This is a genomic window from Chryseobacterium vrystaatense (assembly GCF_000737765.1).
Classification (GTDB): Bacteria; Bacteroidota; Bacteroidia; order Flavobacteriales; family Weeksellaceae; genus Chryseobacterium; species Chryseobacterium vrystaatense.
Map to the genome: position 1 here is coordinate 381,315 of NZ_JPRI01000012.1, position 26,807 is coordinate 408,121.

Annotated in this window: 27 protein-coding genes; 16 read left to right on the forward strand and 11 right to left on the reverse strand. The window is 36.1% G+C overall.

Annotated features, from left to right (window positions below):
- Positions 1 to 29: 29 nt before the first annotated feature.
- The 4 genes from IW16_RS24025 to pdhA all read right to left on the reverse strand — a co-directional run bounded on the left by IW16_RS24025 (position 30) and on the right by pdhA (position 4,280).
- Positions 30 to 608 carry a murein L,D-transpeptidase catalytic domain-containing protein gene (locus IW16_RS24025; RefSeq protein ID WP_034751386.1) on the reverse strand — a complete coding sequence of 193 codons (579 nt, stop codon included), beginning with the start codon at positions 606 to 608 and terminating at the stop codon, positions 30 to 32.
- A 16-nt stretch (positions 609 to 624) separates the two neighbouring features.
- On the reverse strand, positions 625 to 1,293 hold the full coding sequence (locus tag IW16_RS24030; RefSeq protein WP_034750793.1) for an ABC transporter ATP-binding protein: 669 nt from the start codon (positions 1,291 to 1,293) through the stop codon (positions 625 to 627).
- A 279-nt stretch (positions 1,294 to 1,572) separates the two neighbouring features.
- A complete protein-coding gene (locus IW16_RS24035) occupies positions 1,573 to 3,183 on the reverse strand; it encodes a pyruvate dehydrogenase complex dihydrolipoamide acetyltransferase (protein WP_034750796.1) in 1,611 nt (536 codons plus the stop codon).
- 95 nt (positions 3,184 to 3,278) lie between these two features.
- On the reverse strand, positions 3,279 to 4,280 hold the full coding sequence (gene pdhA, locus IW16_RS24040; protein WP_034750798.1) for a pyruvate dehydrogenase (acetyl-transferring) E1 component subunit alpha: 1,002 nt from the start codon (positions 4,278 to 4,280) through the stop codon (positions 3,279 to 3,281).
- Positions 4,281 to 4,404: 124 nt separating this feature from the next.
- Between pdhA and IW16_RS24045 the strand changes: the two genes are divergently transcribed.
- From IW16_RS24045 to IW16_RS24055, 3 genes are all read left to right on the forward strand, one after another.
- Entirely contained in the window at positions 4,405 to 5,007 is a 603-nt protein-coding gene (locus IW16_RS24045; protein ID WP_034750800.1) for a phosphatase PAP2 family protein, read from the forward strand.
- Between the two features lie 9 nt (positions 5,008 to 5,016).
- The gene (locus IW16_RS24050) at positions 5,017 to 5,514 is read left to right on the forward strand and encodes a BlaI/MecI/CopY family transcriptional regulator (protein WP_034750803.1); all 498 of its coding nucleotides are present in this window, start codon (positions 5,017 to 5,019) and stop codon (positions 5,512 to 5,514) included.
- A gap of 517 nt (positions 5,515 to 6,031) precedes the next feature.
- Positions 6,032 to 6,787 (forward strand): hypothetical protein, encoded by a 756-nt coding sequence (locus tag IW16_RS24055; protein ID WP_034750806.1) that lies wholly within the window; start codon positions 6,032 to 6,034, stop codon positions 6,785 to 6,787.
- A gap of 239 nt (positions 6,788 to 7,026) precedes the next feature.
- On the opposite strand, the gene IW16_RS24060 is transcribed toward IW16_RS24055, so the two are convergent.
- A complete protein-coding gene (locus IW16_RS24060) occupies positions 7,027 to 7,395 on the reverse strand; it encodes an RNA recognition motif domain-containing protein (protein ID WP_034727704.1) in 369 nt (122 codons plus the stop codon).
- 309 nt (positions 7,396 to 7,704) lie between these two features.
- Here IW16_RS24060 and IW16_RS24065 point away from each other — a divergent pair, with 309 nt between their 5' ends.
- The 6 genes from IW16_RS24065 (at position 7,705) to IW16_RS24090 (ending at position 13,268) form a co-directional block, all read left to right on the forward strand.
- On the forward strand, positions 7,705 to 7,908 hold the full coding sequence (locus IW16_RS24065; protein WP_034750809.1) for a helix-turn-helix domain-containing protein: 204 nt from the start codon (positions 7,705 to 7,707) through the stop codon (positions 7,906 to 7,908).
- Positions 7,909 to 7,976: 68 nt separating this feature from the next.
- The gene (locus tag IW16_RS24070; protein WP_034750812.1) at positions 7,977 to 8,387 is read left to right on the forward strand and encodes a DUF6157 family protein; all 411 of its coding nucleotides are present in this window, start codon (positions 7,977 to 7,979) and stop codon (positions 8,385 to 8,387) included.
- Between the two features lie 95 nt (positions 8,388 to 8,482).
- Entirely contained in the window at positions 8,483 to 8,875 is a 393-nt protein-coding gene (locus IW16_RS24075; RefSeq protein ID WP_034750815.1) for an acyl-CoA thioesterase, read from the forward strand.
- Entirely contained in the window at positions 8,872 to 9,432 is a 561-nt protein-coding gene (locus IW16_RS24080; protein WP_034750818.1) for a helix-turn-helix domain-containing protein, read from the forward strand. The genes IW16_RS24075 and IW16_RS24080 overlap by 4 nt, the downstream gene beginning before the upstream one ends.
- Before the next feature lie 241 nt (positions 9,433 to 9,673).
- Positions 9,674 to 12,532 (forward strand): heavy metal translocating P-type ATPase, encoded by a 2,859-nt coding sequence (locus IW16_RS24085; RefSeq protein ID WP_034750821.1) that lies wholly within the window; start codon positions 9,674 to 9,676, stop codon positions 12,530 to 12,532.
- Between the two features lie 7 nt (positions 12,533 to 12,539).
- Positions 12,540 to 13,268, forward strand: a complete 729-nt coding sequence (locus IW16_RS24090) for a DUF72 domain-containing protein (protein ID WP_034750822.1) — start codon at positions 12,540 to 12,542, stop codon at positions 13,266 to 13,268.
- 250 nt (positions 13,269 to 13,518) lie between these two features.
- On the opposite strand, the gene IW16_RS24100 is transcribed toward IW16_RS24090, so the two are convergent.
- A complete protein-coding gene (locus IW16_RS24100; RefSeq protein WP_034750827.1) occupies positions 13,519 to 15,078 on the reverse strand; it encodes a hypothetical protein in 1,560 nt (519 codons plus the stop codon).
- A gap of 368 nt (positions 15,079 to 15,446) precedes the next feature.
- Between IW16_RS24100 and IW16_RS24105 the strand changes: the two genes are divergently transcribed.
- The 5 genes from IW16_RS24105 (at position 15,447) to IW16_RS24125 (ending at position 20,741) form a co-directional block, all read left to right on the forward strand.
- Positions 15,447 to 16,313, forward strand: coding sequence for a polysaccharide deacetylase family protein (locus IW16_RS24105; protein ID WP_034750829.1), 867 nt, complete (start codon positions 15,447 to 15,449; stop codon positions 16,311 to 16,313).
- Positions 16,314 to 16,439: 126 nt separating this feature from the next.
- Positions 16,440 to 17,099, forward strand: a complete 660-nt coding sequence (locus IW16_RS24110; protein WP_034750832.1) for a YggS family pyridoxal phosphate-dependent enzyme — start codon at positions 16,440 to 16,442, stop codon at positions 17,097 to 17,099.
- Positions 17,100 to 17,155: 56 nt separating this feature from the next.
- Positions 17,156 to 18,340, forward strand: a complete 1,185-nt coding sequence (locus IW16_RS24115) for a sigma-54-dependent transcriptional regulator (RefSeq protein ID WP_034750835.1) — start codon at positions 17,156 to 17,158, stop codon at positions 18,338 to 18,340.
- A 105-nt stretch (positions 18,341 to 18,445) separates the two neighbouring features.
- Positions 18,446 to 19,807, forward strand: coding sequence for an MATE family efflux transporter (locus IW16_RS24120; RefSeq protein WP_034750837.1), 1,362 nt, complete (start codon positions 18,446 to 18,448; stop codon positions 19,805 to 19,807).
- Positions 19,808 to 19,913: 106 nt separating this feature from the next.
- Positions 19,914 to 20,741 carry a GLPGLI family protein gene (locus IW16_RS24125; RefSeq protein ID WP_034750839.1) on the forward strand — a complete coding sequence of 276 codons (828 nt, stop codon included), beginning with the start codon at positions 19,914 to 19,916 and terminating at the stop codon, positions 20,739 to 20,741.
- Positions 20,742 to 20,836: 95 nt separating this feature from the next.
- Here the strand turns inward: IW16_RS24125 and IW16_RS24130 are convergent, their stop codons facing one another.
- Both IW16_RS24130 and IW16_RS24135 read right to left on the reverse strand, forming a co-directional pair.
- Positions 20,837 to 21,337: a GNAT family N-acetyltransferase gene (locus tag IW16_RS24130; protein ID WP_034750841.1), complete on the reverse strand. Its 501-nt coding sequence runs from the start codon at positions 21,335 to 21,337 to the stop codon at positions 20,837 to 20,839.
- Between the two features lie 100 nt (positions 21,338 to 21,437).
- The gene (locus IW16_RS24135) at positions 21,438 to 22,004 is read right to left on the reverse strand and encodes a Crp/Fnr family transcriptional regulator (RefSeq protein WP_034750842.1); all 567 of its coding nucleotides are present in this window, start codon (positions 22,002 to 22,004) and stop codon (positions 21,438 to 21,440) included.
- 77 nt (positions 22,005 to 22,081) lie between these two features.
- Here IW16_RS24135 and IW16_RS24140 point away from each other — a divergent pair, with 77 nt between their 5' ends.
- Positions 22,082 to 22,771 (forward strand): HAD family hydrolase, encoded by a 690-nt coding sequence (locus tag IW16_RS24140; protein ID WP_034750844.1) that lies wholly within the window; start codon positions 22,082 to 22,084, stop codon positions 22,769 to 22,771.
- A gap of 1 nt (position 22,772) precedes the next feature.
- On the opposite strand, the gene IW16_RS24145 is transcribed toward IW16_RS24140, so the two are convergent.
- Together IW16_RS24145 and IW16_RS24150 are read right to left on the reverse strand one after the other, a co-directional pair.
- Positions 22,773 to 23,426, reverse strand: coding sequence for a hypothetical protein (locus IW16_RS24145; protein WP_131327981.1), 654 nt, complete (start codon positions 23,424 to 23,426; stop codon positions 22,773 to 22,775).
- A 139-nt stretch (positions 23,427 to 23,565) separates the two neighbouring features.
- Positions 23,566 to 25,968 carry an alpha/beta hydrolase family protein gene (locus IW16_RS24150; RefSeq protein WP_034750848.1) on the reverse strand — a complete coding sequence of 801 codons (2,403 nt, stop codon included), beginning with the start codon at positions 25,966 to 25,968 and terminating at the stop codon, positions 23,566 to 23,568.
- Between the two features lie 127 nt (positions 25,969 to 26,095).
- On the opposite strand from IW16_RS24150, the gene IW16_RS26390 reads away from it, so the two are divergent.
- Positions 26,096 to 26,251 (forward strand): bacteriocin-like protein, encoded by a 156-nt coding sequence (locus IW16_RS26390; RefSeq protein WP_117590669.1) that lies wholly within the window; start codon positions 26,096 to 26,098, stop codon positions 26,249 to 26,251.
- A gap of 66 nt (positions 26,252 to 26,317) precedes the next feature.
- Here the strand turns inward: IW16_RS26390 and IW16_RS24155 are convergent, their stop codons facing one another.
- Positions 26,318 to 26,746 (reverse strand): DoxX family protein, encoded by a 429-nt coding sequence (locus IW16_RS24155; protein ID WP_034750851.1) that lies wholly within the window; start codon positions 26,744 to 26,746, stop codon positions 26,318 to 26,320.
- Positions 26,747 to 26,807 lie beyond the last annotated feature (61 nt).

The following is a 26,807-nucleotide window of genomic DNA, read 5'->3' on the forward strand; positions in this document are numbered from 1 at the left end:
AGTGGTCTTTATCAAATAGGGTTATAAAGTTAGTAAAATGCGTACATAATTACTGTTCTTTTTGATTTGTCGAAATATTTTGCAGTCTCAGTCAATGCATTGAAAGAAAGCATGGGACATCCTAAACTTAAACAGGCGGGGGTTTGCAATTCCTGATCCGGAACACAACCCAAAGAGTGCAGTACAATGGCTCGCTGCATGGCATTACTGTTGGTATCATCCAAACCGTTTAGGCGGTAAGCTTTCCCAAATTTACCATTATAACTATTCAGGATTTCATACTTCCCAAGCGAGGATTGATATGAGCCCTCTGTATTACTGAATTTCAGACTCTGTGAGTTTTGAATTACCGAACCTGAACCATGAGAAACAATTGCTTTCTGCAGTATCTTATTATTTTTTAAATCGTAAACAAAGTACCTGTATTTTCCAGACTGCACTTTAAAATTGATAAAAACAGCAATATCCTGATTATAATTTTTTCCTTTGACAAAATTTTTAATTTCTAAAATCTTTGCTTCGGGAAGAAGTGCAGATATATGATTTTCCTGACATTCAGCTTGAGAGCAGAACATCATTAAAAGCAATATCAGGATATTTTTTTTCATCAGTGTGTTGGAAATTTTATTCAATGATCATTCCATCTTTCATTACCAGTTTTCTGTCTGTAATTTCTGCAAGGTTTGGGTTATGTGTTACAATAACAAAAGTCTGGTTGTATTTATCTCTTAAATCAAAAAACAATCTGTGAAGATCATCAGCATTTTTTGAATCTAAGTTTCCTGTTGGTTCATCTGCAAAAATAATTTTTGGAGAATTGATCAAAGCTCTGGCTACTGCTACTCTCTGTGCTTCTCCTCCTGATAACTGATTGGGTTTATGATTTAATCTTTGCTCTATTCGAAGATCTTCGAATAAAGCATAAGCCTTTTCCAAAGCCTCTTTTTCATTCGCTCCTCCAATTTTTGTTGGCAATAAAACATTTTCTAAAGCTGTAAATTCCGGAAGCAGCTGGTGAAACTGAAATACAAAACCAATATTCTGGTTTCTGAATTTCGAAAGCTGCTTGTCATTCATATTAATAAAGGACTCCCCGGCAATGCTAATTTCCGTATTATATTTATTGGAATTGCTTGGAAGATCCAGGGTACCTAAGATTTGAAGAAGTGTAGACTTACCCGCTCCCGATTCGCCCACAATAGAAACAACTTCGCCCGTTTTGATGTGGATATCAACTCCTTTCAATACTTCCAAATTCCCATAAGATTTATGGATATTACTTGCTTTAATCATACTTCAAAAATAGTAATTTGATTTTAAAATCCAGCCATAAAACTTATATGTTAGTAATATTTTTGACAGGGAAATTTAGTAAATGCTGGTATTTTGAAAGGCAGAATGTGTAGATATTTTTGAACATTCTTATAGCCAAGATAAAAAAAACTTAATATCATACATAAGGCCGAAAATTAAATAGCAAAATCAGATTTTACTATAAAAATTGGTTTTAGCGAAAGCGTATAAAAAAAACCTCTCAAAGTGAGAGGTTTTAATATTTTACAATCCGGACTGTTACAGTAACAAGGTTAATGGACTTTCCAGATATGTTTTTAAAGTCTGTAAGAATTGAGCTCCAGTAGCGCCATCTACCACTCTGTGGTCACATGCTAATGAAAGTTTCATAATATTTCCTACTACGATCTGACCGTTTTTAACAATTGGTTTTTCAATGATCGCTCCTACTGAAAGGATGGCAGAGTTCGGCTGGTTGATGATACTTGTAAAAGTTTCAATCCCGAACATACCAAGATTTGACACAGAGAATGTAGATCCTTCCATTTCATTAGCTTTAAGACCTTTGCTTTTTGCTCTTGAAGCCATGTCTTTCACTGCCGCTGAAATTTGAGTATAGTTCATCTGATCTGTATTTTTAAGTACAGGAACTACTAAACCGTCAGGAATTGCTACAGCTACACCTACATTGATGTTTCCTCTGTGGATTACTTTATCTCCTGCCCAGCTTGAGTTCACCTGTGGGTGTTTTCTTAAAGCTACAGCAGTTGCCTTAATGATCATATCATTGAAGGAAATTTTAGTATCAGGTAAAGAGTTAATCTCTTTTCTCGCTTCAATCGCCTTATCCATATTGATCTCAACCATCAGGTAATAGTGAGGTGCAGAGAATTTACTTTCAGCAAGACGTTTTGCAATAATATTTCTTACCTGAGAGTTGGGTGTCTCTGTATCTTCACCCTGAACAAAGCTCAATGCAACCTGAGCTGCTGCCGGAGCAGAAACCGCTGGTTGAGCTTTCTCAGAAGGCTGATAGTTTTCGATATCTTTTTTAACGATTCTTCCATTTTCTCCTGAACCATTTACGCTGTTGATATCAACACCTTTGTCCTGAGCCATTTTTTTAGCTAATGGAGAAATCGCTACTCGTTCTGAAGATGAAGAACTTACAGCAGGTGATGCTTTTTCTTCTGCTTTAGCTTCAGTTTTCTGTTCAGCAGGTTTTTCAGTGGACTGAGCAGCAGCTTTTGGAGCACCCACTGCAGAAACATCCGTTCCTTCAGGACCTATAATAGCCAATACTGAATCTACCGGAGCTGCACCGCCTTCTTCTACTCCTTGCTTCAATAGTACTCCATTGAATTCAGATTCAAAGTCCTGAACAGCTTTATCTGTTTCGATTTCAGCCAGAAGATCACCTTCTTTTACTGTATCGCCTACGTTCTTGTGCCATTTTGCTACTTTACCCTCTGTCATTGTATCAGAAAGTCTGGGCATTGTAATGATTTCTACCCCTGCAGGAACTTCTGTAGTAGTCTGCTCAACACTTGTAGAATTGTTTTCTGTTTTCGATTCTTCTTCTGATTTTTTTTCTTCAGAACTACCTGTGGCAGGAGCAGCAGCTCCGCCTGTTAATCCTGAAATATCTTCTCCTTCATCCCCGATAATGGCTAAAACAGAGTCTACAGCAGCAGCAGAGCCTTCTTCTACACCAATGTATAAAAGAGTTCCGTTTATCTCAGATTCGAAATCCTGAACAGCTTTATCTGTTTCAATTTCGGCTAAAATATCTCCTTCTTTTACTTTATCTCCTACGTTTTTATGCCATTTTGCCACTTTACCTTCCGTCATAGTATCTGAAAGGCGGGGCATCGTAATTACTTCTGCCATAATTTATTGTATTAATTTGTTAATATGATGATGTGATGATAAGAACAGTGAACAGCGAATGAACACATCATCTATCATCGAATCAGCAAATTATTTTAGTTTTCTAATTTATCTAAGAATGGGTAATTTTCCTGAGCATAAACATATTCATAGATTTTATCTACATCCGGATATGGAGAGTTTTCCATAAACTCGATGCACTCATCGACAAAATCTCTTGATTTATTGTCTATTGTTTCCAATTCAGCTTCGGTAGCCCATCCGTTCTCCAGAATTCTATGTTTTACCAGCTCCATAGGGTCATCATTCTTGTGAACTGCTACTTCTTCCTTGCTTCTGTAAGGTTCTGCATCAGACATAGAGTGTCCTCTGTAACGGTATGTTCTTGCTTCAATGAAAGTAGGCCCATCTCCTCTTCTTGCTCTTTCGATCGCTTCATAAGCAGCTTCAGCTACTTTCTCAGGATCCATTGCATCTACTGCAAGGCAAGGCATTTCATATCCTAAACCTAATTTATAGATATCTTCGTGATTAGCTGTTCTTTTAACAGAAGTTCCCATTGCATACTGGTTGTTTTCAACAACAAATACTACAGGAAGTTTCCAGTTCATCGCCATGTTGAATGTTTCATGAAGCGATCCCTGTCTTGCTGCTCCGTCTCCGAAGAAGCAGATGTTTACAGCTTTTCTGTCATAATACTTATCTGCAAAAGCAATTCCAGCTCCCAAAGGAATCTGTCCTCCTACGATACCATGTCCACCATAGAAACGGTGTTCTTTACTGAAAATGTGCATAGAACCACCCATACCTCCAGATGTTCCGGTAGCTTTACCGCAAAGTTCAGCCATGATTCTTTTAGGATCAACTCCCATCGCCATTGGATGGATGTGACATCTGTAAGCAGTAATCATACTGTCCTTCGTTAAATCCATTGCATGCGTGAAGCCGGCAGGGATAGCTTCCTGACCGTTATACAAATGTAAAAAACCTCTGATCTTTTGTTTTAGATAAAGAGAACGGCATTTGTCTTCAAACCTTCTCCACATTGTCATATCTTCATACCACTTCAGGTATACCTCTTTAGAAAATTCTTTCATGTGCTAGCTCTTGCTTTTTTATGATGAATATTTGAGCAAAATTATAAAAAAAACTTTGTTTTTATCGTATACATACTAATTGTTTTTTTGCTTATAGTGTTATATTTGAATTTTAAACTTGAACATGGAAGAAAAACACCCGCTACTGGTACATAAAATTTCAAAAGTCATTTCAGATTTTTTCAATCCACTCGTTTCTTTATTTATTTTCTTTATCTATATGAGTATAAGAGAATATTCCCTGAAAGACTCTATTCTTTATTTTGCTCCCATATTATTAATGATTATTGTTCCGGTCGTGATCTGGCTGGTGTGGAATGTAAAAACAAAAAGATATACGAATATGGATGTTTCCGATCGTGTTCAGAGAAAAACATTATATATTTTTATCGCTTCCTGTGTAATTATTTATCTCATTTTCAACTATTTCAAAAATGGATATATCGATCTTGTGATGCTATTTATTCTAGTTTTAATTTTTACGATGCAAATCAGTAATTTTTTCATCAAGAGTTCTATGCATACTGCATTTAATGTGTTTGTAGCTGCACTATTTTTTACGTTGAACTGGAAAGCTGGATTGATATGGCTGGTAATAGCTGCTTTAGTAGGAATTACAAGAATAATTTTAAAAAGACATACGGTAAAGGAAGTATTTATGGGTGCCGGAATAGCATTTCTGGTATCTTTTATTTATCTTTATTGCAATATACAATTTCAACATTAAGAACATTCTATGAAAATAAATCATCTTACCGCTGCTGAGGAGAACTTTATGAAGCTGTTTTGGAAGCTTGAATCATTTTACCTTAAGGACATCATGGAGCAGCATCCAGAACCTAAACCCCACCAGAATACCGTTTCTACCTATTTGAAAATATTAGTGGAAAAAGGATATATTACCACTCAAAAAGAAGGAAGAATATTTAAATATACTGTTGTAGTTCCTTCCGAGGAGTACAGAAAGTTTCTACTGAAGGAGCTTTCCCATAATTTCTTTAATGACTCAGGAAAGGAGATTTTGGAATTTTTATTTAATGAAAAATTAATTTCACAAAACGATCTGAAAAGTTATTTTGATCTGAAAATTGAGATTGTTCCTTCAAAAACAGAAGAACCAAAATTTGAGTACGCAGAAGAGGTTTTAAATCCTAAAAAGGTTAAAAAAGTCAAATCAAAAGACAAAGAAAAGGAAAAGGATAAAGACAAGAAGAAAAAGAAGAAAAAAGAATAAAAAACAAAATACACAAATCATGAAAACAAAATTCCTGGAAATTATTAATGGCCCTGCTCTCCTCAATCGGGGCTATTTAAGTGAACACCAAGTATGAAAGGGAATTTTGTTTACCCAATCTAAGTTTACAGTGTGCTACTGTCTTGGAATCCGCCTGGTGTTTGCCTTAAAAGTCCTATCCCAAAGAATTGGGAAAAGATTTTTACTGGAGATAATGGACAAGCTGTTTTTTGATTGTTTTTTTCATCCTCCTTCAGAAAGAGAATGATTTTACCGGGGTACACGGCCTCATAATTACCATTACGCTCATCCTTTCACATTTACTGGTTTCCTTTGCTGCATTTTTAAAAAAGAAATAAGGAGAATAATTTCCGGCAGTATTTTACTACAAGATAGTTCCATTAATTGTTGTTTACAGCCGTATTTAAAAGAATCTTAGAGTATGACTATAAAGAGCCCGGATATCTTGTATGGCTATTGGCTGTATGGCTATTGAGCGTCGTTACTTATTTTTATATTGAACAAAAAAGCAAATATAAAATTTATTCCGGTAAGCTTATTTGCCTTCGGATTGTTCTCTTTAATTGCCCCCTATTTCAATGCATTCAGCGTGGTAAAAAGAAGCCAGCAGAAACAGCTGGTCATGCTGCTGGATAAAAATAAATTTTCAAAAAAAATATCGGATGTAGTTGTTGATGACATTGCTGATAAATTTGAATTCCTTGCAAAAAGGAAACAGAAAAATTTTTCACTGAATTTGGTCGATGCTAAAACACGGGATCTTTTACCTGAAGATTTTAATCAACGCCATTCCTGGTCAATTAACAACAGTATCAGAAATGCATTTACCTATGTTGACAAAATCCCTTATGCATCAAATTCTGAGCGACTTGTTTTAGAATCTAAAACCAAAGGAATACAAATTGATGATTACCAGTATTTAATTAATTTCAACAGCTACAATCAGGAAGCAGGTGAATTCAATGGTGACACATTTAACTTTGACAACCAACTGATAAACAACTCAGAAACCCTCAAGAACATTCTCAATTCAAAAGTAGAAGTAGAGGCAATTCCGGCAATCAACAGGCTATTTGAAGATCATAAACGCAAGAACGGAACTTTACAACTGAAAGAAATTTCTGTAGAAGACAATCTTGGAAAATACCATATTAAGATTGTTTTCCCAAGTATTTCAAATGAGAAGATTTCCAATAATCAGCAATACAATATCTACTACGAAAGTGCAGCACTGCTTATCAAAGAGAAATAAACCTCCTATGGTGGTTTCATACATTTATGAGACGGTCTTTTTTATAGAACCATCTCACAGAAACCTCTCAGTACAAAAACATGCATTGGAATGTTATAATAATAAGTATTCACGAATTCACGCTCAGCCATATCGTTTATACAAAAAGTCCCTTTCTAAAAGAAGCTGGAAATACAGCGTATTTTAAAAAGAGACCAAATTATGCATAAAAAAAGCGGCTAAAAAGCCGCTCTATATTTTTACCAACGATTTCCGCCACCGTTACCACCACGGTTGTTTCCACCACCGTAGCCGCTACCGCCGCCTCTATTGTTGTTTCCTCCGTAACCACCTCCTCTGTTGTTGTCAAAGCTTCTTCTTGGCTTTTCTTCTCTTGGCTTAGCTTCAGATACGTTCAACTCTTTTCCGTTGAATTCTTTCTGGTTAAGAGCTTCGATAGCTTGCTTTCCTTCTTCATCACCCATTTCTACAAAACCGAAACCTCTTGAACGGCCAGTTTCTCTGTCTGTAACGATTTTAGCTGATGATACATCACCAAATTCTGCGAATAGATCGTGCAACTCATACTCTTTAGTTGCGTAATTGATGTTTGAAACAAAAATGTTCATTTTAAATAAAAATTAAAAATTAATAAAAATTTGATATATAAGAGAAAAACAACATAAATTAATGAACAAATATTGATTCCAAATATAAACGTATGCAAGATACAATTAATAATTTAAAATCAAAGTTTTTTTTAAAGTATTTATCACGTCCTATTGAATTCACCTGCTAATTTTATCAACTAACATCAATAATATATTGTTATTCAACAAATTATTCCCGAAATTCGCTTAAAGTTAAAGTTAGTTAACATAATAAAAAGCAATTCGGCAATCACTCCATAACTGCAATTATAAGCAAATAAAATCGCTATGCCTATTATAATAAACCTTGATGTGATGATGGCTAAGAGGAAAATATCACTGAATGAGCTTTCACAAAGGATAAATCTCACCCTGTCCAATACCTCAAACTTAAAGACAGGGAAAGCCAAAGCTATCCGATTCCGCACTCTGGATTCCATATGCAAAGTTCTGGAATGCCAGCCCGGAGACATTCTGGAATTCCGGGAGTAATCTGGATGTAAGATTACAATATTTTGACTGATCCATTTATATGCATAATCCTTTACATATTATATAGTATGAGACACACCACCAATTACACCAATACTTTCATTGAAATCGCTGAAGACTGTCCGGTATCGAAAGCTGAAACACCTCCTGAAAAGAAAATAAAGACATTAGCCTGTCTTCAGTATGAGCTGATTGTACGGAACCCTTACCGGTATTCTTCTGATGATATTATTTTTGAGTGTTACGCTGTAAAAAATGATATTCCGCAAAGTGAAAAACCAGATGCCAGGATTCAGTTTTTTTCAAAAGGGCAACCCTGCTTAAGGTCCTCCCCTTTGGCCAAGCGTTATGGATTGGGTATTCATCATAATGAAAACGGTAAGGTAGCCATCTTCCCTGTTGAAAGTAAAGAATACCAAAAGTTTTTAAATGATGATACCGTTAAAAAGGTAAGAGCCATGCGTTCCAAAAAAATATGATTGAGAAAATGAATCATTTCCTTCAGATTAGTGAATACTGTTTACTTGATAAACCCAGTTTTTAACACTAAATTTGTACAGCAAATTATTAAAACATGAACTACCATAGCAGAAAATGGGTTAAACCCGAAGATCTGAACCCCAATCACTCTCTTTTCGGAGGAAGACTTTTACAGTGGATCGATGAAGAGGCAGCTCTTTACGCAATCATTCAATTGGAAAATACCAAAGTAGTAACAAAATTTATTTCAGAGATCAATTTTGTAAGCTCAGCTAAGCAGGGTGATATTATAGAAATAGGCATTGAGGCGACCCACTTCGGATCTTCATCTGTTACCTTAAAATGTGATGTACGAAACAAAATGACTCACCAAACCATCATTACCGTAGACAAGATTGTAATGGTTAATCTGGACATTGACGGAAATCCCGCCCCCCATGGGAAAACTCAGATTGAATTTGTAAAAGACAGACTGAGCAAGCCATGAAAATTTTCATTAAAAACATGGTGTGCAACCGCTGTATCACAGCGGTGGAAAAAATTTTCAGCGACGCAGATATAGCAATACATTCTATCAAGTTGGGAGAAATCGAGACAGAAACTGATATTCCTGCAGAAAAAATGGCGGCTGTAGAAAAAAGTCTTCTTGAAACGGGCTTTGAAAGGATCATGGATTCTGCTCACCAGCTTGTCGATAAGATTAAAAATATCATCATCGTTAAGATCAGTGAGCTCGACGTCGATGAAAATTTTCTTCTGTCTGAATTTTTAAGTTCAAAGATTCATAAAGATTATAGTGCTCTATCCAAGACCTTTTCCCAAAATGAAAATATTACACTTGAGCAGTTTTTTATACTTCACAAAATTGAAAAGGTAAAAGAACTGCTTCTTTATAATGAATTCACCCTTACCGAAATTGCAGGAAAGCTTGGCTATAAAAGCGTTCAGCATCTCTCATCCCAATTCAGAAATATTACAGGATTTACTCCCACAGAATTCAAAAAGCTGAAGGACCATCAAAGGAAGACTCTGGATAGCTTCTGAGTTGGAGGGTTTGAACGTAAAAACATTTAAGCCGTTTAGCTCACCCACTACAATAATAAAGGATCAAAAGTCATTATTAAATTCTACATCAAACTTTCCAAACCTCAAATTCTAAGACTCCCCAACCTCGGTTTCTCAAACTCACAAAACACACAGAGGCAAAATTCTGTAACTATTATCCTTAAATTTATAACAGCTTTATCAATTCATTTTGGACATTTGCATTATAAATTCAAGGATCATGCAAAGACAATATACTATACTCGGAATGACGTGCTCCGGTTGTCAGAAAAAAATTTCTGAAAAGCTCAACAGCGTTGAGGGAGTAACCGCCGACGTAAATCTGGAAAACAATACCGCAACCATTACTTCTGATAAAGATATTGAGCTTTCTGCTTTAAATAATGCTTTAGAAGAAATAGGAAAGTACAGACTTGAAGAACCCGGCAAGCCGGAAACTGCTTTTGTCAAACCTCAGGACAGGATTTCCCCATCTTCAGTTTATTACTGTCCGATGGAATGTGAAGGAGACAAGGTCTATTTCAAACAGGGTGAAAGATGTTCGGTTTGCAATATGTATCTGGTTCCTATCGAGGAAAAACATGCTAAAGATCCTAATCACAAACCGACTTATTCTTCTTCCAATTTACCTGAAAACTTCAAAGAAAGTGTAGGAAAATACTATTGTCCGATGTTCTGCGAAGGAGATAAGGTATACACAGAAAAAGGAGACTGTCCGGTTTGCCATATGCACCTGGAAGAAATCACGGACGACCTTGCAAAAAAAGTTTCTTCACAAAACCATCAGCACTCCCATCACCATCATCACGGCAACCATCAGGAAACTCCGAATGTAACGGATGATATGGCCGGGAAATACTACTGCCCCATGTATTGTGAGGGAGATAAAACATACGATTCTAATGTAGGATGTCCTGTCTGTGGAATGGATCTGGTAAAATATCCAGAAAAGAAAACAGCCAAATACACCTGCCCCATGCATTCTGAAATCATTCGTGACGAACCCGGAGACTGTCCGATCTGCGGAATGGATCTCGTAAGAATGCCCGATAGTGGCGAGGATGAAGAGGATGAAACATACCATATTTTAAAAAAGAAATTCAGTATTTCACTTGCCTTTACAATTCCTGTATTTATTCTTTCGATGGGGGGAATGTTCATCAATTTTCCTTTTTCTCATCAAGTACAGGCATTCATCGAACTTGCTTTAACGCTTCCGGTGATGTTTTATTCCGGATGGTTCCTGCTGAAGAGAGGCTGGGTTTCATTTAAAACGTGGAATTTAAATATGTTCAGCCTGATTGCTTTAGGTGTTGCTGCAGCATTTATCTTCAGTATTGCGGCATTGGCTTTTCCGGATATCATACCCCACGAAATCCGGGGACACAATCACGAAATTCCACTGTACTTTGAAGCAGTCTGTGTTATTTTAACCCTTGTAATTTTGGGACAGCTTATGGAAGCTGCCGCTCATAAAAAAACAGGAAATGCAATCAAAGAACTGATGAATCTTTCTCCAGACGAAGCCAATCTAATGGTGAACGGAGAAGAAAAAAAAGTTTTGCTTTCCCATGTAAAGATTGGAGATCTGCTGAAAGTAAAACCAGGTGAAAAAATCCCTGTTGACGGAAAGATCACGGAGGGAAACTCTTTGGTAGATGAAAGCATGATTACAGGAGAACCTGTACCTGTAGAAAAAAATATAGATGACAGAGTTTCTTCAGGAACAATTAATGGAAACAAAGTGTTCATCATGAAAGCGGAAAAAGTAGGCGATGAAACTCTTCTTTCACAAATCATTAAAATGGTGAATGAAGCCAGCCGAAGCAGAGCCCCGATCCAAAAACTGACCGACAAAGTTTCTAAGGTTTTTGTTCCGGTTGTGATCCTGATTGCGGTTCTCACCTTCGTATTATGGCAGTTCTTCGGACCCGAAGGAAAAAGAAGTTTATTTGCCTTTGTAAATGCTGTGGCAGTTCTTATTGTAGCCTGTCCGTGTGCTCTTGGTCTTGCAACACCAATGTCGCTGATGGTAGGAATCGGGAAAGGTGCAAAAAGTGGTATCCTCATCAAAAATGCGGAAGCACTGGAACAAATGCATATAGTAAATGTTCTGATCACTGACAAAACAGGAACTTTAACGGAAGGGAAACCATCTGTAGAATATATAGAAACGTCAGGAAACGTGGATAAAAATGAACTTTTAAAGCTTGCTTTTTCTCTCAACCAAAATTCGGAACACCCTTTATCCAATGCCGTTATTAAAAGAGCAAAAGAAGAGAATCTAACCATAGAAAAAGTAGACCATTTTGAAAACATTTCAGGAAAAGGAGTCCAGGGAAGCATCAATGGGAAAAAAGTGTATTTAGGAAATGAAAATCTTCTGACTTCCAACAATCTTTCTGTTCCTCAGGCACTAAAAGAAAAAGCAGTAGAGGTACAGTCAAAAGCACACACCATTTCTTATATCGCAGAGGATAAAAATGTATTGGGATTCATCAGCTTTACAGATAAAATAAAAGACACTTCTAAAAAAGCAGTTCAGCGTCTGATGAATGAGGGAATTGATGTGATCATGATGACCGGAGACAATGAGCACACAGCAAAAGCTGTCGCTGACGAATTGGGAATCAAACATTATAAAGCTGGCTGTCTTCCGGAAGATAAACTGAATGAGGTTAAAAGACTACAGCAGCAAGGTAAGATTGTAGCGATGACCGGAGACGGAATCAATGACTCTCCTGCTTTGGCACAATCCAATGTAGGAATCGCAATGGGTACCGGAACTGATGTTGCCATGGAAAGCGCAGAGATCACGTTATTAAAAGGAGATATCCTGGGTGTAGCAAAAGCAAAATTACTCAGTGAAAAGCTCCTTAAAAACATCAAGGAAAATCTGTTTTTTGCATTTATCTATAATGTATTGGGTATTCCGGTAGCGGCAGGATTATTGTATCCTTTCTTTGGAGTCTTGTTATCTCCTATGATCGCAGCAGCTGCAATGAGTGTGAGTTCGCTGTCTGTCATTCTGAATTCACTGAGATTAAACTCCGTGGACCTCGAAGCAGATTTAAAATAGAAAAATTATGAAAAAAGAAAGTCTTTACATTGGATGTTCGGGATTTTATAATAACGACTGGAAAGGGTCGCTATACCCTGAAACTGCCCAAAGTAAAGACTTTCTTATATTATACTCTAGTGTTTTCAATTCGGTCGAGATCAATTCTACATTTTATAGAAAACCGACGGCTAAAACGCTTTTAAAATGGCATGATGAGACGCCTGATGATTTTAAATTCTTCATCAAAATCCCAAAGGCAATTTCCCATGAAAAGCGCCTTAAAGATTCGAAAGAAGATATTTCAGAATTCTGTTCCCATATTGAAACTCATTTAAAAGAAAAACTTTCAGGTTTCCTGTATCAGTTTCCCCCTTCTTTCAAAAAATCACAGGAAAATATTGATCTTATCTTAAGCAATATTAATGTTAATTATTTAAACGTTATTGAATTTCGTCATGAATCGTGGTGGAATGATGAAGTGTTCAAGCTTTTAAAAGAAAATAATATCATATTTTCTGGAGTAAGCTTTCCGGGAAACCTTCCCGAGGAATTGATCATCAACCATCCGGATTATTTATATTACAGACTTCATGGAAAACCAGTTCTCTATAAATCCGAATACAGTCCTGAGTTCATCGATACTCTTGCTGAAAAAATCGCTGGTTCGGACCGAAAAGCATTTATATTTTTTAATAATACCTGGGGCACTGCCGCCATTAAAAATGCGCTTTATTTAAAGGGAATTTTAGAATAAAAGGCTATTTTTCTATTAAAACGTCCACATTTATTGACGGTTCACCGACGGAATATTTATTCCATTCTCCAAAATAGTTTCTGTAAAACGTATTTTTTGAAAACGCAAAAATATTACCGCCGAGAAAAAGTTTACCTTTAAAATCTTCGGAAGCACGTACGGAAATAAAGAAATCTCCATTCAGCCAGATATTTTTATCAATAAAAAAGACCACCTGAGTAGGTAGCCTTTTCTATTATATGTTTATGATTTATGAAGAAATAACTCCACTGGCTCGTAATTTACTTAGCAGATTATTATAATCCTGGACCAATTCACTTATTGTCGTTGCCGTTGAATCTGGTACTGCAGCTGCCTTTGTAGGAACACTCTCCCATCCTGTCCCGTCGGTATTACTGGTTTTAGAAAACATAGACTGCCCTTTACCTCCTGCTCTATTAAGATAAATACTTCCAGGTAAAGCATCTAAAGAAGGAGTTCCACTTCCTCTGAAAACACCTCGATATATTCCATTTTCGCTGTCTTCAAGTAGTAAATTACCAAAGTAATTAATATCACCTTTAGTTTTTATATTACCTATCCCATCAAGAGCAAATGTCATGACTTTCTGAGAATCTCTGGAGATTAAAGTATTATTGTTACTTGACGAAGCATTCTGCAAATCCAATGTTGGATAACTGGAGGCATTTTTTGCAACTTCTCCCGTAATGGTCTGATAGCTACTTAATCCATCATCTTGAATATTTGACGAATTAACGTTAAATCCGTTTCCTAAGATCTGACACCTTAGAGATTTTTCTGTAAAATTAATTTTATAATTAGCTGTATTATTTCCATTTTCCAATCTGGGATGCATGATCAAATTAGACTCTCCATTCATTTCAACAGCTACAGCTTCTTTATGATTATCTTCTAAAGAAGGACAGATAAATCTGTTATTATTTAAAACATTAATTGCATGATGGCAAACCATAATATTTCTTGTTTCAGCACCACCTGGAAAAGTTGAAGTATGATTGAATGTTCCTCCTATAAAAATATTCTCATTTACATATCCACCTTCAGCTTTTAGAATAACGTTTATCTTAGAATCATGATGGAAACCCAGAACAAAAGTATTATATGAAAGTCCTCCATTTCCAAAGTTTGAATAAAACATAATCCCATACTTAGATCCGTATGTTTTTTTAAAAGTTCCCTTCGAAGAATGCAGATCAACAACTTTTATACAACATAACTCGCTGTCGAATATCCCGTTGGGACGATAAGCAGCTAATCCGGCACCTTCTATTGAATAGGCATTTCTATTATAGGTTGCTTCTTCCGAATCACCTTTTTTCTTTAAGCAGCCAATTACAATCTCTGCCTGTGGACCCAGTATAAATTCTCCATCAAAAATAAATGTTGATGAATTTGGTAAATTAAACATAATTTCCTCCGTCACATAAGATCCACCTACTGGCTGTATAAACTTTCCTGGAGCATTTCTGTTTCGTAAATAATCTATCGCATTAATATAAGACTTAGAGTCATCCGTGATTGTATCCAATTTAGCTCCAAAATAACGAACATTCACTTCACCTCCAAAGTTATGTTCCATTTTTAAATTTCCAACATTTATAACACTTCCTCCATCATCAGGAGCAGTTGTAGTTGACAAATAATAAATAATTGGATCTGGAGTATCCCCCTTTATATGATACCCTAATACTTGGACTCCAATTGCCACACCAGTTTGGAGATCATTGATTTCTGATAAGGAAAGGGATACCATTTCAGCTATAGTTGACTTAATAATTAAATGAGCCATAATTTAAATTTAATATTTTGTTAGTTTATAAAACAGAAAGGTAATATTTTTTCACCATGTGTAGAGTAATAATACTGTGTTATTTTTTTACTTTTATTTAGTGTCTACAAAATAATTCCCTCACAATAGAAGAATAAAGAAACCTCAATAAAAAACCTGAAATCACATGAAATACAAAATTATAAATGTTAAAATTATAGAATTACAAAACATAATTTTCAGACCACTAATTTTTCTGAAACACCCTTTAAAATAAAGTTCTTAAAATAAAATTAAAAAGCCGGTTTTTAAGAAATACTGGCATATATTTTGTTAACATTTCAGCAATAATTTAACGATTTTTAACTATCTAAATCTCCATTATCTTTATGAGAAAAAAATTTGGGGGAAAGTCAAGAAAGATGACTTTTCTTGGGATGACTGCATTGATGAGTGCGGCCTCAATTGTATTCAACGGCTGTGACAGCAAAACAGACGTGAAAGAGTTTGAAAAAATGACCTTACAGGAACATCCCGCTGTACAAACGGCTCCCAAAATAGATGATGACGATGTAGAATCTGATAAAAGAATTATCTACCTTACTTTTGATGACGGCCCTAACCAGGGAACTGAAAATCTCCTTAAAATTTTAAATAAAAGAAATGTTTGTGCCACGGCCTTTCTGGTAGGAAAACATGCCTATGGAAGCAAGAGACAAAAGGATGATATGGAGCTTTTGAAAAACAATCCCCTCATCGAACTTGCCAACCATAGCTTTAGCCATGCCCACAATAAATACACCGACTTTTACAAAAATGCAGATGCGGTTGTCCGTGATTTTGACATTGCTAAAGACAGCCTCAAACTCTATGATAAAATAGCCAGAACTCCCGGCAGAAATATCTGGAGGCTCAACAACATTAATGTTACTGATATTAAAAGTTCTACCGATGCAGCCAACGGCCTCAGAAAAGCAGGTTATAAAGTAATCGGATGGGATCTCGAATGGAGACCTTCTCAAAAGATGACACTGAAAGGAAGTCATGAAGCAATGATCAGGAAAGTAGACAGCATTTTCCTTAACGATCTCGAAAAAACTTCAAGACATCTAGTTTTTCTTACCCATGATCAGTATCTGAGAGATGCAGATTCTATTAATGAGCTGGATATGTTTATTGAGAAGCTTCAGAAAAGCAACAAGTTTGTGTTCAGAAAAATTTCCCAATATCCGAAAATGAATGATATTCTTAATTAATCTATCAGTGTAACGATGCTCCAAGTATCTATATTACATTGATACTAAACTGATAATTAGCAACAGCTCACAACAATTTTACAGATTAATTAGTTTTTTGCTTTTAAAATTCAGAAATTTGCATTTATGGATCTTAAAGAAAATTATACATCGATAAAAAATCAACTTCCGCCTGGTGTCCAGCTGGTAGCAGTTTCAAAAATGCATCCGGCTGAAGCCGTTCAGGAGGTTTATAATCTGGGGCAGAAAGTCTTTGGTGAAAACAAAGTTCAGGAACTGATGGAGAAGCATCCACTCCTGCCACAGGATATCCAATGGCATCTGATCGGACATCTGCAGACGAATAAAGTAAAATATATAGCTCCGTTTATTGACACCATCCAAAGTGTAGATTCTGAAAAACTTCTTGCAGAGATCAGTAAAGAAGCAGGAAAGCACGGAAGAACCATTAAAGTACTTCTTCAGGTAAAGATCGCTGCTGAGGAGAGCAAATTTGGGTTTGAAATTTCAGAAGCAAAAGCATTGTTTCAAAAGTATCTTGACGGAGGATTTCCTGATACCGAAGTTACCGGACTTATGGGAATGGCTACATTTACTGATGATAAGGAGCAGGTAAAAGGAGAATTTTTAATATTAAAAGGACTTTTTGATGAATTAAATCGATTGAAAACCCTGGAAACTTTATCTATGGGAATGAGTGATGATTTCCCGACTGCCATTGAATGCGGTGCCAATTCTGTAAGAGTTGGATCTGCTATTTTCGGCAGAAGAGATTACTCAAAATAGTATATTTAGGTATGGTTTTTGCTAATAATTGAATCAAAAAATCTAAATTTGCAACTATGCAAAAAATCCTTATTGTAGAAGACGAAAAAGCAATCTCGGGAGTATTACACAGTATCCTTTCTGATGAACTTACCGATTACGAATTTGTTATCGCTGAAGATGGCCTTGAAGGCTATAAACAGATAGAAAAAGAAGATTTCGCATTGGTGATTTCTGATATCAAAATGCCTAAACTTTCAGGAACTGAGCTTTTAAAGCAAAGTATGATGCTAAAACCTGAAAGCACATTTGTGATGATCTCAGGTCATGCGGATATTGATTCTGCTGTTTCCTGTTTAAAGGAAGGTGCATATGACTTTATTTCTAAACCTATCGACATCAACAGGCTGATCACAAGCGTAAAAAATGCTTTAGCTAAAGAAAGTCTGAAAAAGGAAAATAAAAATCTTCAAACTGAAAATAAGACCTTAAAGAGAAAGGTCAACAAGAAATATCAAATGATTGGTGATTCTCCTGCATTGAAAAAAATTCAGGATATGATCGAAAAAGTAGCTGTTTCTGATGCGAGAGTTTTAATTACAGGACCCAACGGTGCAGGAAAAGAATTGGTTGCTCATGCTATTCACAATCAAAGTGAGCGTGCAAGAGGTCCAATGATCGAAGTAAACTGTGCTGCTATCCCATCTGAACTTATTGAATCTGAACTTTTCGGGCATGTAAAAGGTTCTTTTACAGGGGCTATTAAAGACAAACAGGGAAAATTTGAGCAGGCAAACGGAGGTACTATCTTTTTGGACGAGATCGGAGATATGAGTCTTATTGCTCAGGCTAAAGTTTTAAGAGCATTGCAGGAAAGCAAAGTTTCTCCCGTGGGAAGCGATAAAGAAATAAAAGTTGATGTGAGAGTGATTGCAGCAACGAATAAAAACATGCAGAAGGAGATTGAAGAAGGAAAGTTCAGGGAAGACCTTTACCACAGGCTTTCTGTGATTGAAATCTACGTTCCGCCATTGGATGACAGAAAAGATGATATCAAATTATTAGTAGACCATTTTTCCGGTATGATTGCCGATGAACATGGTACTGCTGTGAAAAAATTTGATGATAAAGCGATTGAAGCGCTTAAAGTTCTTTCATGGACTGGAAATATCAGAGAATTGAGAAATGTTGTGGAAAGATTAATTATTCTTGGTGGAAATACTGTTTCCGAGGAGGATGTTGCAAGTTTTGTAAGGAAATAATTTAATTGAACATTAAATATATTATAACAATTTGCAGTAGCCTTACTGCAAATTTTTTTTTGGACTATTTTTAAATATTAAACTCTATATGAATCATAAAATATTATGAACTTTTTAAACAAAAACTATACGAAAGAATGCCTGACTCTGGCTCTTCCTGTGATGCTTACACAGGTGGGGCAGGTTTCGGTGAATTTGTTCGACAATATTATTGTTGGAAAACTTTTAGGTGCGGATGCCCTGGCTTCCGTTTCATTGGGGAATGCCGTGTTTTTCTCAGTGTTTGTATTGGCACTCGGATTTTCATTTGCAATCCCGCCACTGGTTTCTGAAGCTCAGTCCAAGCAGGATCACGGAACTATTAATTCTGTATTCAGTCATGGGTTTGTGATTAATATGTCTGTCGGAATTATTTTGATGGGACTTTTACTTTTAGCGATGCCACTACTCTATCATTCCGGACAGCCGGCTAAAATCATTCCTAATACGGTAGATTTTCTTGGTATTATGGCGATAAGTATGATCCCTTTCATGGCTTTTCAGACGCTTCGTGAAGTTTCCGAAGGGCTGTCTTATACGATAGGTGTCACCAAAGCCACAATCATTGCGAATATCATCAATATTGTTCTGAACTATGTCTTTATCAAAGGACTTTGGATCTTCCCTGAAATGGGCGTAAAAGGATCTGCTTTGGCAACACTGATCTCCAGAATATTTATGGTGGTTTTCCTGTACGTAGTATTGGTTAAAGAGAAAAAAACAAGACGCTATATCAAAGATTTCTCTCTAAAAATTCAGGTGTTCTCCAAAGCTATGTTTGACAAAATGATAAAACTGGGTCTGCCTACAGCTTTACAGATGTTCTTTGAAGTCACTGCTTTTGCAGGTGCAGCATTTATTTGTGGTCTGATCTCAGCCCATGATATTGCCTCTCACCAGATTGCATTGAGTATGGCTTCATTTACGTTCAACCTTTGTGTCGGTTTTAGTGTGGCTTCAACAGTCATGATCGGGAAAAAGCTTGGTGAGCAGAACTTTGTTGAATTAAGAAAGGTCGGGATCAACAACCTGAAAATAGCTTTTATTTTCATGTGTATCTGTGGTCTAGTATTTATTCTTGGAAGAAATATACTTCCTACTTTCTTTACTAAAAAAGAAGAAGTAGAAGTGATTATGCTGGCTTCAAAATTAATGATTATCGCCGCTTTATTTCAGCTTTCAGATGGTGTTCAGGTAACGGCTTTAGGAATGCTGAGAGGTATTCAGGATGTAAAGATCCCGTCGATCTATACTTTTATTGCTTATTGGGTGATTACCATCCCTTTAGGCTATTTCTTATGTGTCACTTTAGAAATGGGCGCCTTCGGAATGTGGATTGCTTTAGGATTGGGTCTTACAATCTCTGCTGTTTTCCTCGTAAAACGATTTTTAAATATGTCTGCAAAGAGAATTAAGCAGAATCCATAATTAAATAATAAAAATTTGCTAAAAAAACTGCGCGAAGTCTAAGACTTCGCGCAGTTTTTTTTATTTTTGACACCCTTATTAAACATTAAACAATTTCATTTAAATCATGAAAAAAATTCTATTCCTGCTCGCTTTATATGCAGGTTCATTCTATCAGTCACAGACCAATAGATTTATTTATGAGCTTCAGTACCGAAAAGATACTTCAGACGAATACAGAAAAAATCTTATGAATCTTGATATCAGTCCCAAATCAGTCAAGTTTTATGATAAAACGTTTGCAGATTATGACTCCATCAACAAAAGCGCAAACAGACCTGTTTCAAGATACAGCACAAAAACTGATCAGGTGATTGAGAGAGCGCCGAATTCTTTTAATAATAAGTGGTACAGAGATTTTCATGATTACTTTGTTGTAAACACCCATGACGAAATGAAATGGATGCTTCTTCAGGAAACACAGGAATACAATGGCTACAAACTCCAAAAAGCAACCACAGATTTCGGTGGCAGGACCTGGAATGCATGGTTTTCCAATGATGTGAACATTAAAGAAGGCCCGTATAAATTCAGAGGTCTTCCCGGCCTGATTTTTATCCTGGAAGATACAGATAAAAACTTCATTTATAAATTAGTGAGCAACAAAAAACTGAACACCGAAGTTGAAACCAAAGATTTTATAGAAACCCATTATGGTAAGTCCGCTATCCCGATTTCCAACGAGAAATTCAACAAGTATGTTCAAGACTTTTATGAAAACCCAGCAAGGATATTTTCAGAAAGTTTAAAAAACGGACAGAAAACGAGCTTTAAGAATGAAAGTGTAGAATCAGTTGAAGAGCTTAACAAAAAGAAAGAAATGCTTCAGAACGGCATAAAAAGCCGTTACATCTACATTGAAAAGGATAAGGAACCTTCTTTTAAAACTAAGTGATAAAAATTGTGCGAAGTCTCCGACTTCGCACAATTTTTATTTCAATATAGATACAAGGAATAAGACCGTACATAATTTTTTCATCGTATGCTAGACTAACCAACTCTTTTTCCTAAAATCGTCAAGCTTCTCTCTACCCCATCCAGAACTGCTACATCGGGAAACATCCCCCAGTCTTCAAACCCGAAATTCCTGAAGAGTTTCAAACTGGCTTCATTATGAGAAAAGATAAATCCAAGAAGTGTCTGTATTCCCAAGTCCGGAGCACGGTCAATACAATATTCCATGACTTTTTTTCCAAAACCTTTTCCTCTACAGGATTCATCAAGATAAATACTCATTTCAACGGTTGCGTTGTAGGCAGGTCTCCCGTAAAATGAAGAAAAACTTACCCATCCTACCGTTTCATCGTCGCTTTCAATGATCCAAAGTGGCCTTGTTTCAGGATTATGTTCTTCAAACCATTCTTTTCTGCTTTCTACAGAAACATTTTCAGTATCTGCAGTGACCATTCTTGAAGGGATTGTAGAATTATAGATCTCAACTATTTTTTCTAAATCTTTCAGGTCAGCATTCCTGAATTTCAATTCTCCCATTTTTTTAGATTCCGTTTTTATTTTTGTGCAAAAATAAGAAGCATATGATTCTTACAGGCATAAATTCATCAATAACTGTAATTTATTGATAAGAGGCCTTTCATTTTTCTAAATTCTTTAAAGTCCTGTTCAAGCTCCTCACCGTAATTCCCAGGTAAGCTGCCATATCTTCTTTTGAAATCTCAATTTTCTGCTGCGCCTGCAGTTCAAGAAGCTGTGTCAGGGTATGTTCCGCTGCGTACAACTGTTGGTAAGAGGCTCTTCTGGAAGTATTGACAATACGTTCAGAAAATACATCCAGGAGATGATTATTCAGTGAGAGATTGCTTTTGATTAAAGACTTGAAGTACGGTATAGCAAAAGCATATACAGTAACATCTGTTACTGCCTCAATACTGCAAAGGCAGGAAATATTCCTGATCAGCTCTATTTCTCCAATGATCTCCCCTTTTCCAAGGAATTCAACAATATATTCTTTGCCGTTCTCTTCTATGAAAAAACATTTGGTAATACCTTCCCTGATCAACATTACTTTAGAAGGCTTTTCGTTTTGAGTAAAGATCTTTTCGCCTTTGAAAAATGATTTAATGATAAGATCTTCTTCACGCTCCTGTTTTTCGTAAAGATTTTCTACATAGTTTAAAAATTGCTGATTGGTCCGTAACATATCTTATCCGGGACAAATGTCCTTTTATAATTGAATTTTTATATTGATTTTTGCAACGAGAAAAATACAAAAGTAAAATGAATAATCACATAACAACGATCGCCTTTGATGCAGATGATACCCTTTGGATCAATGAGCCTTATTTTCAGGAAGCCGAAAAAGAATTCTGTGTACTTCTTGAAGACTATTTGCCACAACATTCTGTATCTCAGGAATTATTTAAAACTGAAATGAAGAATCTTCACCTGTATGGTTACGGTGTAAAAGGCTTCATGTTATGTATGGTTGAAACGGTAAGCAGAATTTCAAATGGTACCGCATCGATGCAACTGATCAACAGAACTATTGAAATCGGTCAGGAACTGCTGCAAAAACCCATAGAATTATTAGATGGCGTTACTGAAACATTAGATACTTTGAAAGGAAAGTACAGACTGGTTGTTGCTACGAAAGGAGATCTTCTCGACCAGGAAAGAAAGCTTAAGAATTCAGGGCTGCAGGAGTACTTTCACCACATCGAAATTATGAGTGATAAAAAGGAATCTGACTATCAAAAGCTGCTGAAACATCTTGACTGTCAACCGGAACACTTTCTGATGCTTGGAAATTCTATAAAGTCAGATATTCTCCCTGTATTGGAAGTCGGCGGTTATGCAGCTCATATTCCATATCATGTTACCTGGAGCCACGAACAGCATGAGCATCATCTGGAACATGAAAATTTTATGGAGTTAAAAAGTATTGATGAAATATTGAAGTATCTCTAGATTAATTGCTGCAAAACTCAAGATACTGTCTTATCATTTCAGAATGATATTTTTTCTCGAAGTAAGCTAGTTTATTATAATATTCAGGATGCTTTATTTCCGTATAATAATAATAAGACTCTGCAATAAACTCCACCAGACTTTGTGAAGAAGCCGGATCGTTAAGAATGAGTTGGTCAAATTGGATTAAAAGGGAATCAATTTCCTTTTCGGTCCATTTTGATTCCTCGGTATCCAGCATGTTAACAAAATCTAAAAGTCCTTTTTCAGGATTTTTAAGGCTTTGAATGCTGTCTTTATATTGTCTTTTAAAAACTTTTTCCTTTATATTTTTCTTTTCCCAAAAAATATGCTGGTACAGTTCATCTGCCAGGTATGAATTTGATTCCATACATCCTTGCATCGTAATAATCTTTTCATTATTTTTCAAATAAGAAGTAATCAGTTTTTCCATAACTTTCAGTTTCCTCCTAAAAGCTATTTTCGCCCCATAAGCTTTACTTACAGCATTTCCGTTAAGAGCTATATATTCAACTTCTTTATCAGAAGCTTTTTTATTGATCTCTGTGAACAATTTATAAACCTTACTTTCACCTTCTCCATACCCTATAAAAGACGATTCAACACGATCACTTTTTGATAATTCTCTATTCAATTTATCAATCTCAGGTGATAATTGCCCAAAACTTAAAACTGGAATAAAAAAAACAATAGAGGATATTTTCATGGTGGTTATATATAAAAGAAATTAGAAAGCCCGTTTCAACAATGAACGGGCTTTGTGTACAATTATTTTATTTCTTCAAACACTTCTCAAGAAACTGATCCTGTTCCCATAAAAGGTGCAGAATATTTTCTTTAGCTACATAACCATGGGCTTCTTTTGGAAGCAGAACCATTTTTACAGGAGCTCCTAAATTCTTCAGAGCCTGGAAATACCTTTCCGTCTGTAAAGTAAAAGTCCCCGGGTTATTGTCTGCATCACCATGTACCAAAAGCATTGGTGTCTTCATTTTGTCGGCATTCATAAACGGAGACATCTTGTTGTAAATCTCCGGAACATCCCAGTAATTTCTCTGTTCGCTCTGGAATCCGAATGGGGTCAGCGTTCTGTTATAAGCCCCACTTCTGGCAATTCCGCATGCAAAAAGGTTTGAGTGGGTCAAAAGATTAGCTGTCATAAAAGCACCGTACGAATGTCCTCCTACCGCTACTTTCTTTTTGTCGATGTAGCCAAGTTGGTCAACAGCATTGATCGCAGCTTCAGCATTGGCTACCAGTTGCGGAATAAAGGTATCATTAGGTTCCGTTTTTCCTTCTCCGATGATCGGGAATGCAGCATCATCAAGAACCGCATATCCTTTTGTAGTCCAGTATACGAAAGATCCGTAGTATGGGAATGTGAAGTCATTCGGATTCTGCGTATTTTGACCCGCTGTATTTTTATCCTTATATTCTGTAGGATACGCCCAGATCAGTAAAGGAAGCTTCTCTTTCTTAGCTTTTCTGTCATAATTGGCAGGCAGATAAAGTGTACCGGTTAAAGTCACTCCATCATTTCTTTTGTAGGTAATTACTTCTTTATATACATCTTTAATACTTTCAAACGGATTGGCAAAGTTGGTTACCGCTTCTGCTTTATTGGATTTTACATTCTTTTTAAAATAGTTTGGATAAAGGCTTGGAGACTGCTGAATCGTTAAAATCTCTCCTTTTGAAGGGTTCAGAATATCAATGATCTCTTCTTTACCATTCTTTATATTGGAAGTGTAAAGTCTTTTCTTTTTAAGTGATTTCACATCCATTTCATCAATGAAAGGGTGTTGTCCCCCTTTCGTGAATCCGTCTCCGATAAGGTAAGTCTTTCCTCCTTTCATATCAATGACATATCTTCCGTACTGGTTCTTTGCCATATTAAAATTCCCCGGATCACTGTATACATCCTGATAATTTCTGTCATCAAGCACTTTAGACTCTCCATTATTAAGATCTACCAGAAACGATTTTGTATTTCTTGTATCATACCATCCTTCAGAAACTACAGCATAATGATCATTGGTCCAGTTTACTCCTTCATATCTCTGCTTTGTCTTAAAAAATGATTTGGGCTGCGCAGCAAAAGGTGCTTCCCATGTAAATATCTCATCCCTGTACTCTGCCGGCTTAGACTGATCACCTCCATCCAAAGCTTCGGCAAACACCAATGTTGCAGGTGAATCATTTCTCCAGCCCATACTTCTTTTTCCTGCTCTTACAGATGAAAATCCTTTTGGCATTATTTCATTCAAAGGAACGTCATTTACTACTTTTACCGTATTTCCTTTTGTATCGTAAACTGTAGCCGTCAGCGGGAATCGATTTAAAGGAACAATATATGAAAACGGTTTTTTGATCACGGTAGTCATTAAATAATTTCCGTCCGGAGAAAAGCTTAAACCGGAATACATATCCTGATCCTTCACTTTTTTAAGATTTCCACTAAGATCTACGTTATAAATTTCCGAAGCTGTAAGAACCTCAAAGTTTTTTTCATCCTGAGGATTCTTTAAAAGATCCTGATAAGTCCTGTTCTGTGAAACTTTACCATCAGCGGTAGAAACAATCGGTCCTGTCGGAAGATCTTTGCTGGCATCTATAAGAGCAGGTCTGTTCTGAGGAAGAGTCCTGATCAGAAAACTCTGAGAATCGTTGTACCAAACATAAGGCGATCCTAAATTGGCATTCAGATTATCAGATGTAATTTTTTTGGCTGCAGCAGTTTCCATATCAACTACCCAAAGCTCTACTCCTTTGGCTGTTGTATTGGTAAATGCCAGTTTCTTTTCGTCCGGTGAAAATGAAATATAGGTGATTTTAGCATTGTCAGGCAGATTTTTCACCTGAGTTTCATTCTTATCGTTGATCTTTCTTATTTTCAGATTATTGGAGTAAGTGGCACTGCTGGAAATATTAGTAATAGGGTTGATTCTTAATCCTGCCAATTTCATTTCCTGCTGGTTAAGATCTTCCAGTGTTTTATAGGTAGGACGGTAGGTAAAAACGACCCAGTCTTTTTTGCTGTTCATCAAAACGCTTGGGGGCCTCTCATAGTCTGCCAGTTTAAGGATTTCTGCAGATGGCTTTTGATAGGCTATATTCTCCTGGGCCTCATAGAAATTAAGAAAGGCCAGAAGGCAAATGGTCAGTTTTATCTTCATATAAAATCGTTTTCTACGAATGTAGTGATTTTTAAGAAATAAATAAAACCATTAATATTATCCCACTTTATTGTGATTTAAATGAAATTTTCTATATTCGTTTCATCAAATTAATTCAATATTTATTATGAAAAATTTAAAAAAGTTGTCTAAAAAAGATCTGAAAACAATCAATGGGGGAAGTGCACCTTCGTGTGATCTTGATTATAAAGCATGCGTTACAGGAAGAGATGAACATGGAGCACCAATATGGGATTGCCTGCCTCCATCATATCCATGCTAATTTCAGAATAAATAAAAAGAGAGCATTTATCCAAATGCTCTCTTTTTATTTATTTTCTTGACTACTTTACCAGTCAGAAGCTCTTTTTCTTTTCTCTATCATATGGTCTACTGATACTTTGCCTGCACCACAAGCCATCAGCAGAAGATAGACAGACAGATAAATAAGACTCATTTCTCTTTTCTCAAAAAGATCTCCTCCGTGAACTACAAACGCGGCAATGATCATTGTAAAGATCAGAAAGCCTAGTGAAATCCTTGTAAAAAGCCCTAATATCAGAAATATTGAACAGACAAATTCAGCAATAACAGTTAGAATCAGGGTAACTAACGGACCTAATCCTATAAAGTCATAAAATTCAATTTTACCGCCTTCCAAAAGCATTTGCAGCTTCGGAAAACCATGAGAAAGCATAGCAAAACCTATAAACACTCTCACTACTAATAAAATAATATCTTTAGGTACTGAGCTGGAATTTGACTTGAAATAGTTCATTTACTAAAAATTTAAGACTAAAGGTAATAAAAATCTTTTAATAGAACGGAATCACGAGCGT

Bases quoted from the DNA above. Each gene is read 5' to 3' on its own strand.
- IW16_RS26390 (WP_117590669.1), top strand. From the start codon at position 26,096: ATGAAAAATTTAAAAAAGTTGTCTAAAAAAGATCTGAAAACAATCAAT.
- IW16_RS24105 (WP_034750829.1), top strand. From the start codon at position 15,447: ATGAGAAAAAAATTTGGGGGAAAGTCAAGAAAGATGACTTTTCTTGGG.
- IW16_RS24030 (WP_034750793.1), bottom strand. From the start codon at position 1,293: ATGATTAAAGCAAGTAATATCCATAAATCTTATGGGAATTTGGAAGTA.
- IW16_RS24060 (WP_034727704.1), bottom strand. From the start codon at position 7,395: ATGAACATTTTTGTTTCAAACATCAATTACGCAACTAAAGAGTATGAG.
- IW16_RS24130 (WP_034750841.1), bottom strand. From the start codon at position 21,337: ATGGGAGAATTGAAATTCAGGAATGCTGACCTGAAAGATTTAGAAAAA.
- IW16_RS24100 (WP_034750827.1), bottom strand. From the start codon at position 15,078: ATGGCTCATTTAATTATTAAGTCAACTATAGCTGAAATGGTATCCCTT.
- IW16_RS24155 (WP_034750851.1), bottom strand. From the start codon at position 26,746: ATGAACTATTTCAAGTCAAATTCCAGCTCAGTACCTAAAGATATTATT.
- IW16_RS24140 (WP_034750844.1), top strand. From the start codon at position 22,082: ATGAATAATCACATAACAACGATCGCCTTTGATGCAGATGATACCCTT.
- IW16_RS24080 (WP_034750818.1), top strand. From the start codon at position 8,872: ATGAAAATTTTCATTAAAAACATGGTGTGCAACCGCTGTATCACAGCG.
- IW16_RS24135 (WP_034750842.1), bottom strand. From the start codon at position 22,004: ATGTTACGGACCAATCAGCAATTTTTAAACTATGTAGAAAATCTTTAC.
- IW16_RS24035 (WP_034750796.1), bottom strand. From the start codon at position 3,183: ATGGCAGAAGTAATTACGATGCCCCGCCTTTCAGATACTATGACGGAA.
- IW16_RS24050 (WP_034750803.1), top strand. From the start codon at position 5,017: ATGAAAATAAATCATCTTACCGCTGCTGAGGAGAACTTTATGAAGCTG.
- IW16_RS24070 (WP_034750812.1), top strand. From the start codon at position 7,977: ATGAGACACACCACCAATTACACCAATACTTTCATTGAAATCGCTGAA.
- IW16_RS24120 (WP_034750837.1), top strand. From the start codon at position 18,446: ATGAACTTTTTAAACAAAAACTATACGAAAGAATGCCTGACTCTGGCT.
- IW16_RS24075 (WP_034750815.1), top strand. From the start codon at position 8,483: ATGAACTACCATAGCAGAAAATGGGTTAAACCCGAAGATCTGAACCCC.
- IW16_RS24025 (WP_034751386.1), bottom strand. From the start codon at position 608: ATGAAAAAAAATATCCTGATATTGCTTTTAATGATGTTCTGCTCTCAA.
- IW16_RS24115 (WP_034750835.1), top strand. From the start codon at position 17,156: ATGCAAAAAATCCTTATTGTAGAAGACGAAAAAGCAATCTCGGGAGTA.
- IW16_RS24045 (WP_034750800.1), top strand. From the start codon at position 4,405: ATGGAAGAAAAACACCCGCTACTGGTACATAAAATTTCAAAAGTCATT.
- IW16_RS24125 (WP_034750839.1), top strand. From the start codon at position 19,914: ATGAAAAAAATTCTATTCCTGCTCGCTTTATATGCAGGTTCATTCTAT.
- IW16_RS24065 (WP_034750809.1), top strand. From the start codon at position 7,705: ATGCCTATTATAATAAACCTTGATGTGATGATGGCTAAGAGGAAAATA.
- IW16_RS24090 (WP_034750822.1), top strand. From the start codon at position 12,540: ATGAAAAAAGAAAGTCTTTACATTGGATGTTCGGGATTTTATAATAAC.
- IW16_RS24150 (WP_034750848.1), bottom strand. From the start codon at position 25,968: ATGAAGATAAAACTGACCATTTGCCTTCTGGCCTTTCTTAATTTCTAT.
- IW16_RS24085 (WP_034750821.1), top strand. From the start codon at position 9,674: ATGCAAAGACAATATACTATACTCGGAATGACGTGCTCCGGTTGTCAG.
- IW16_RS24110 (WP_034750832.1), top strand. From the start codon at position 16,440: ATGGATCTTAAAGAAAATTATACATCGATAAAAAATCAACTTCCGCCT.
- pdhA (WP_034750798.1), bottom strand. From the start codon at position 4,280: ATGAAAGAATTTTCTAAAGAGGTATACCTGAAGTGGTATGAAGATATG.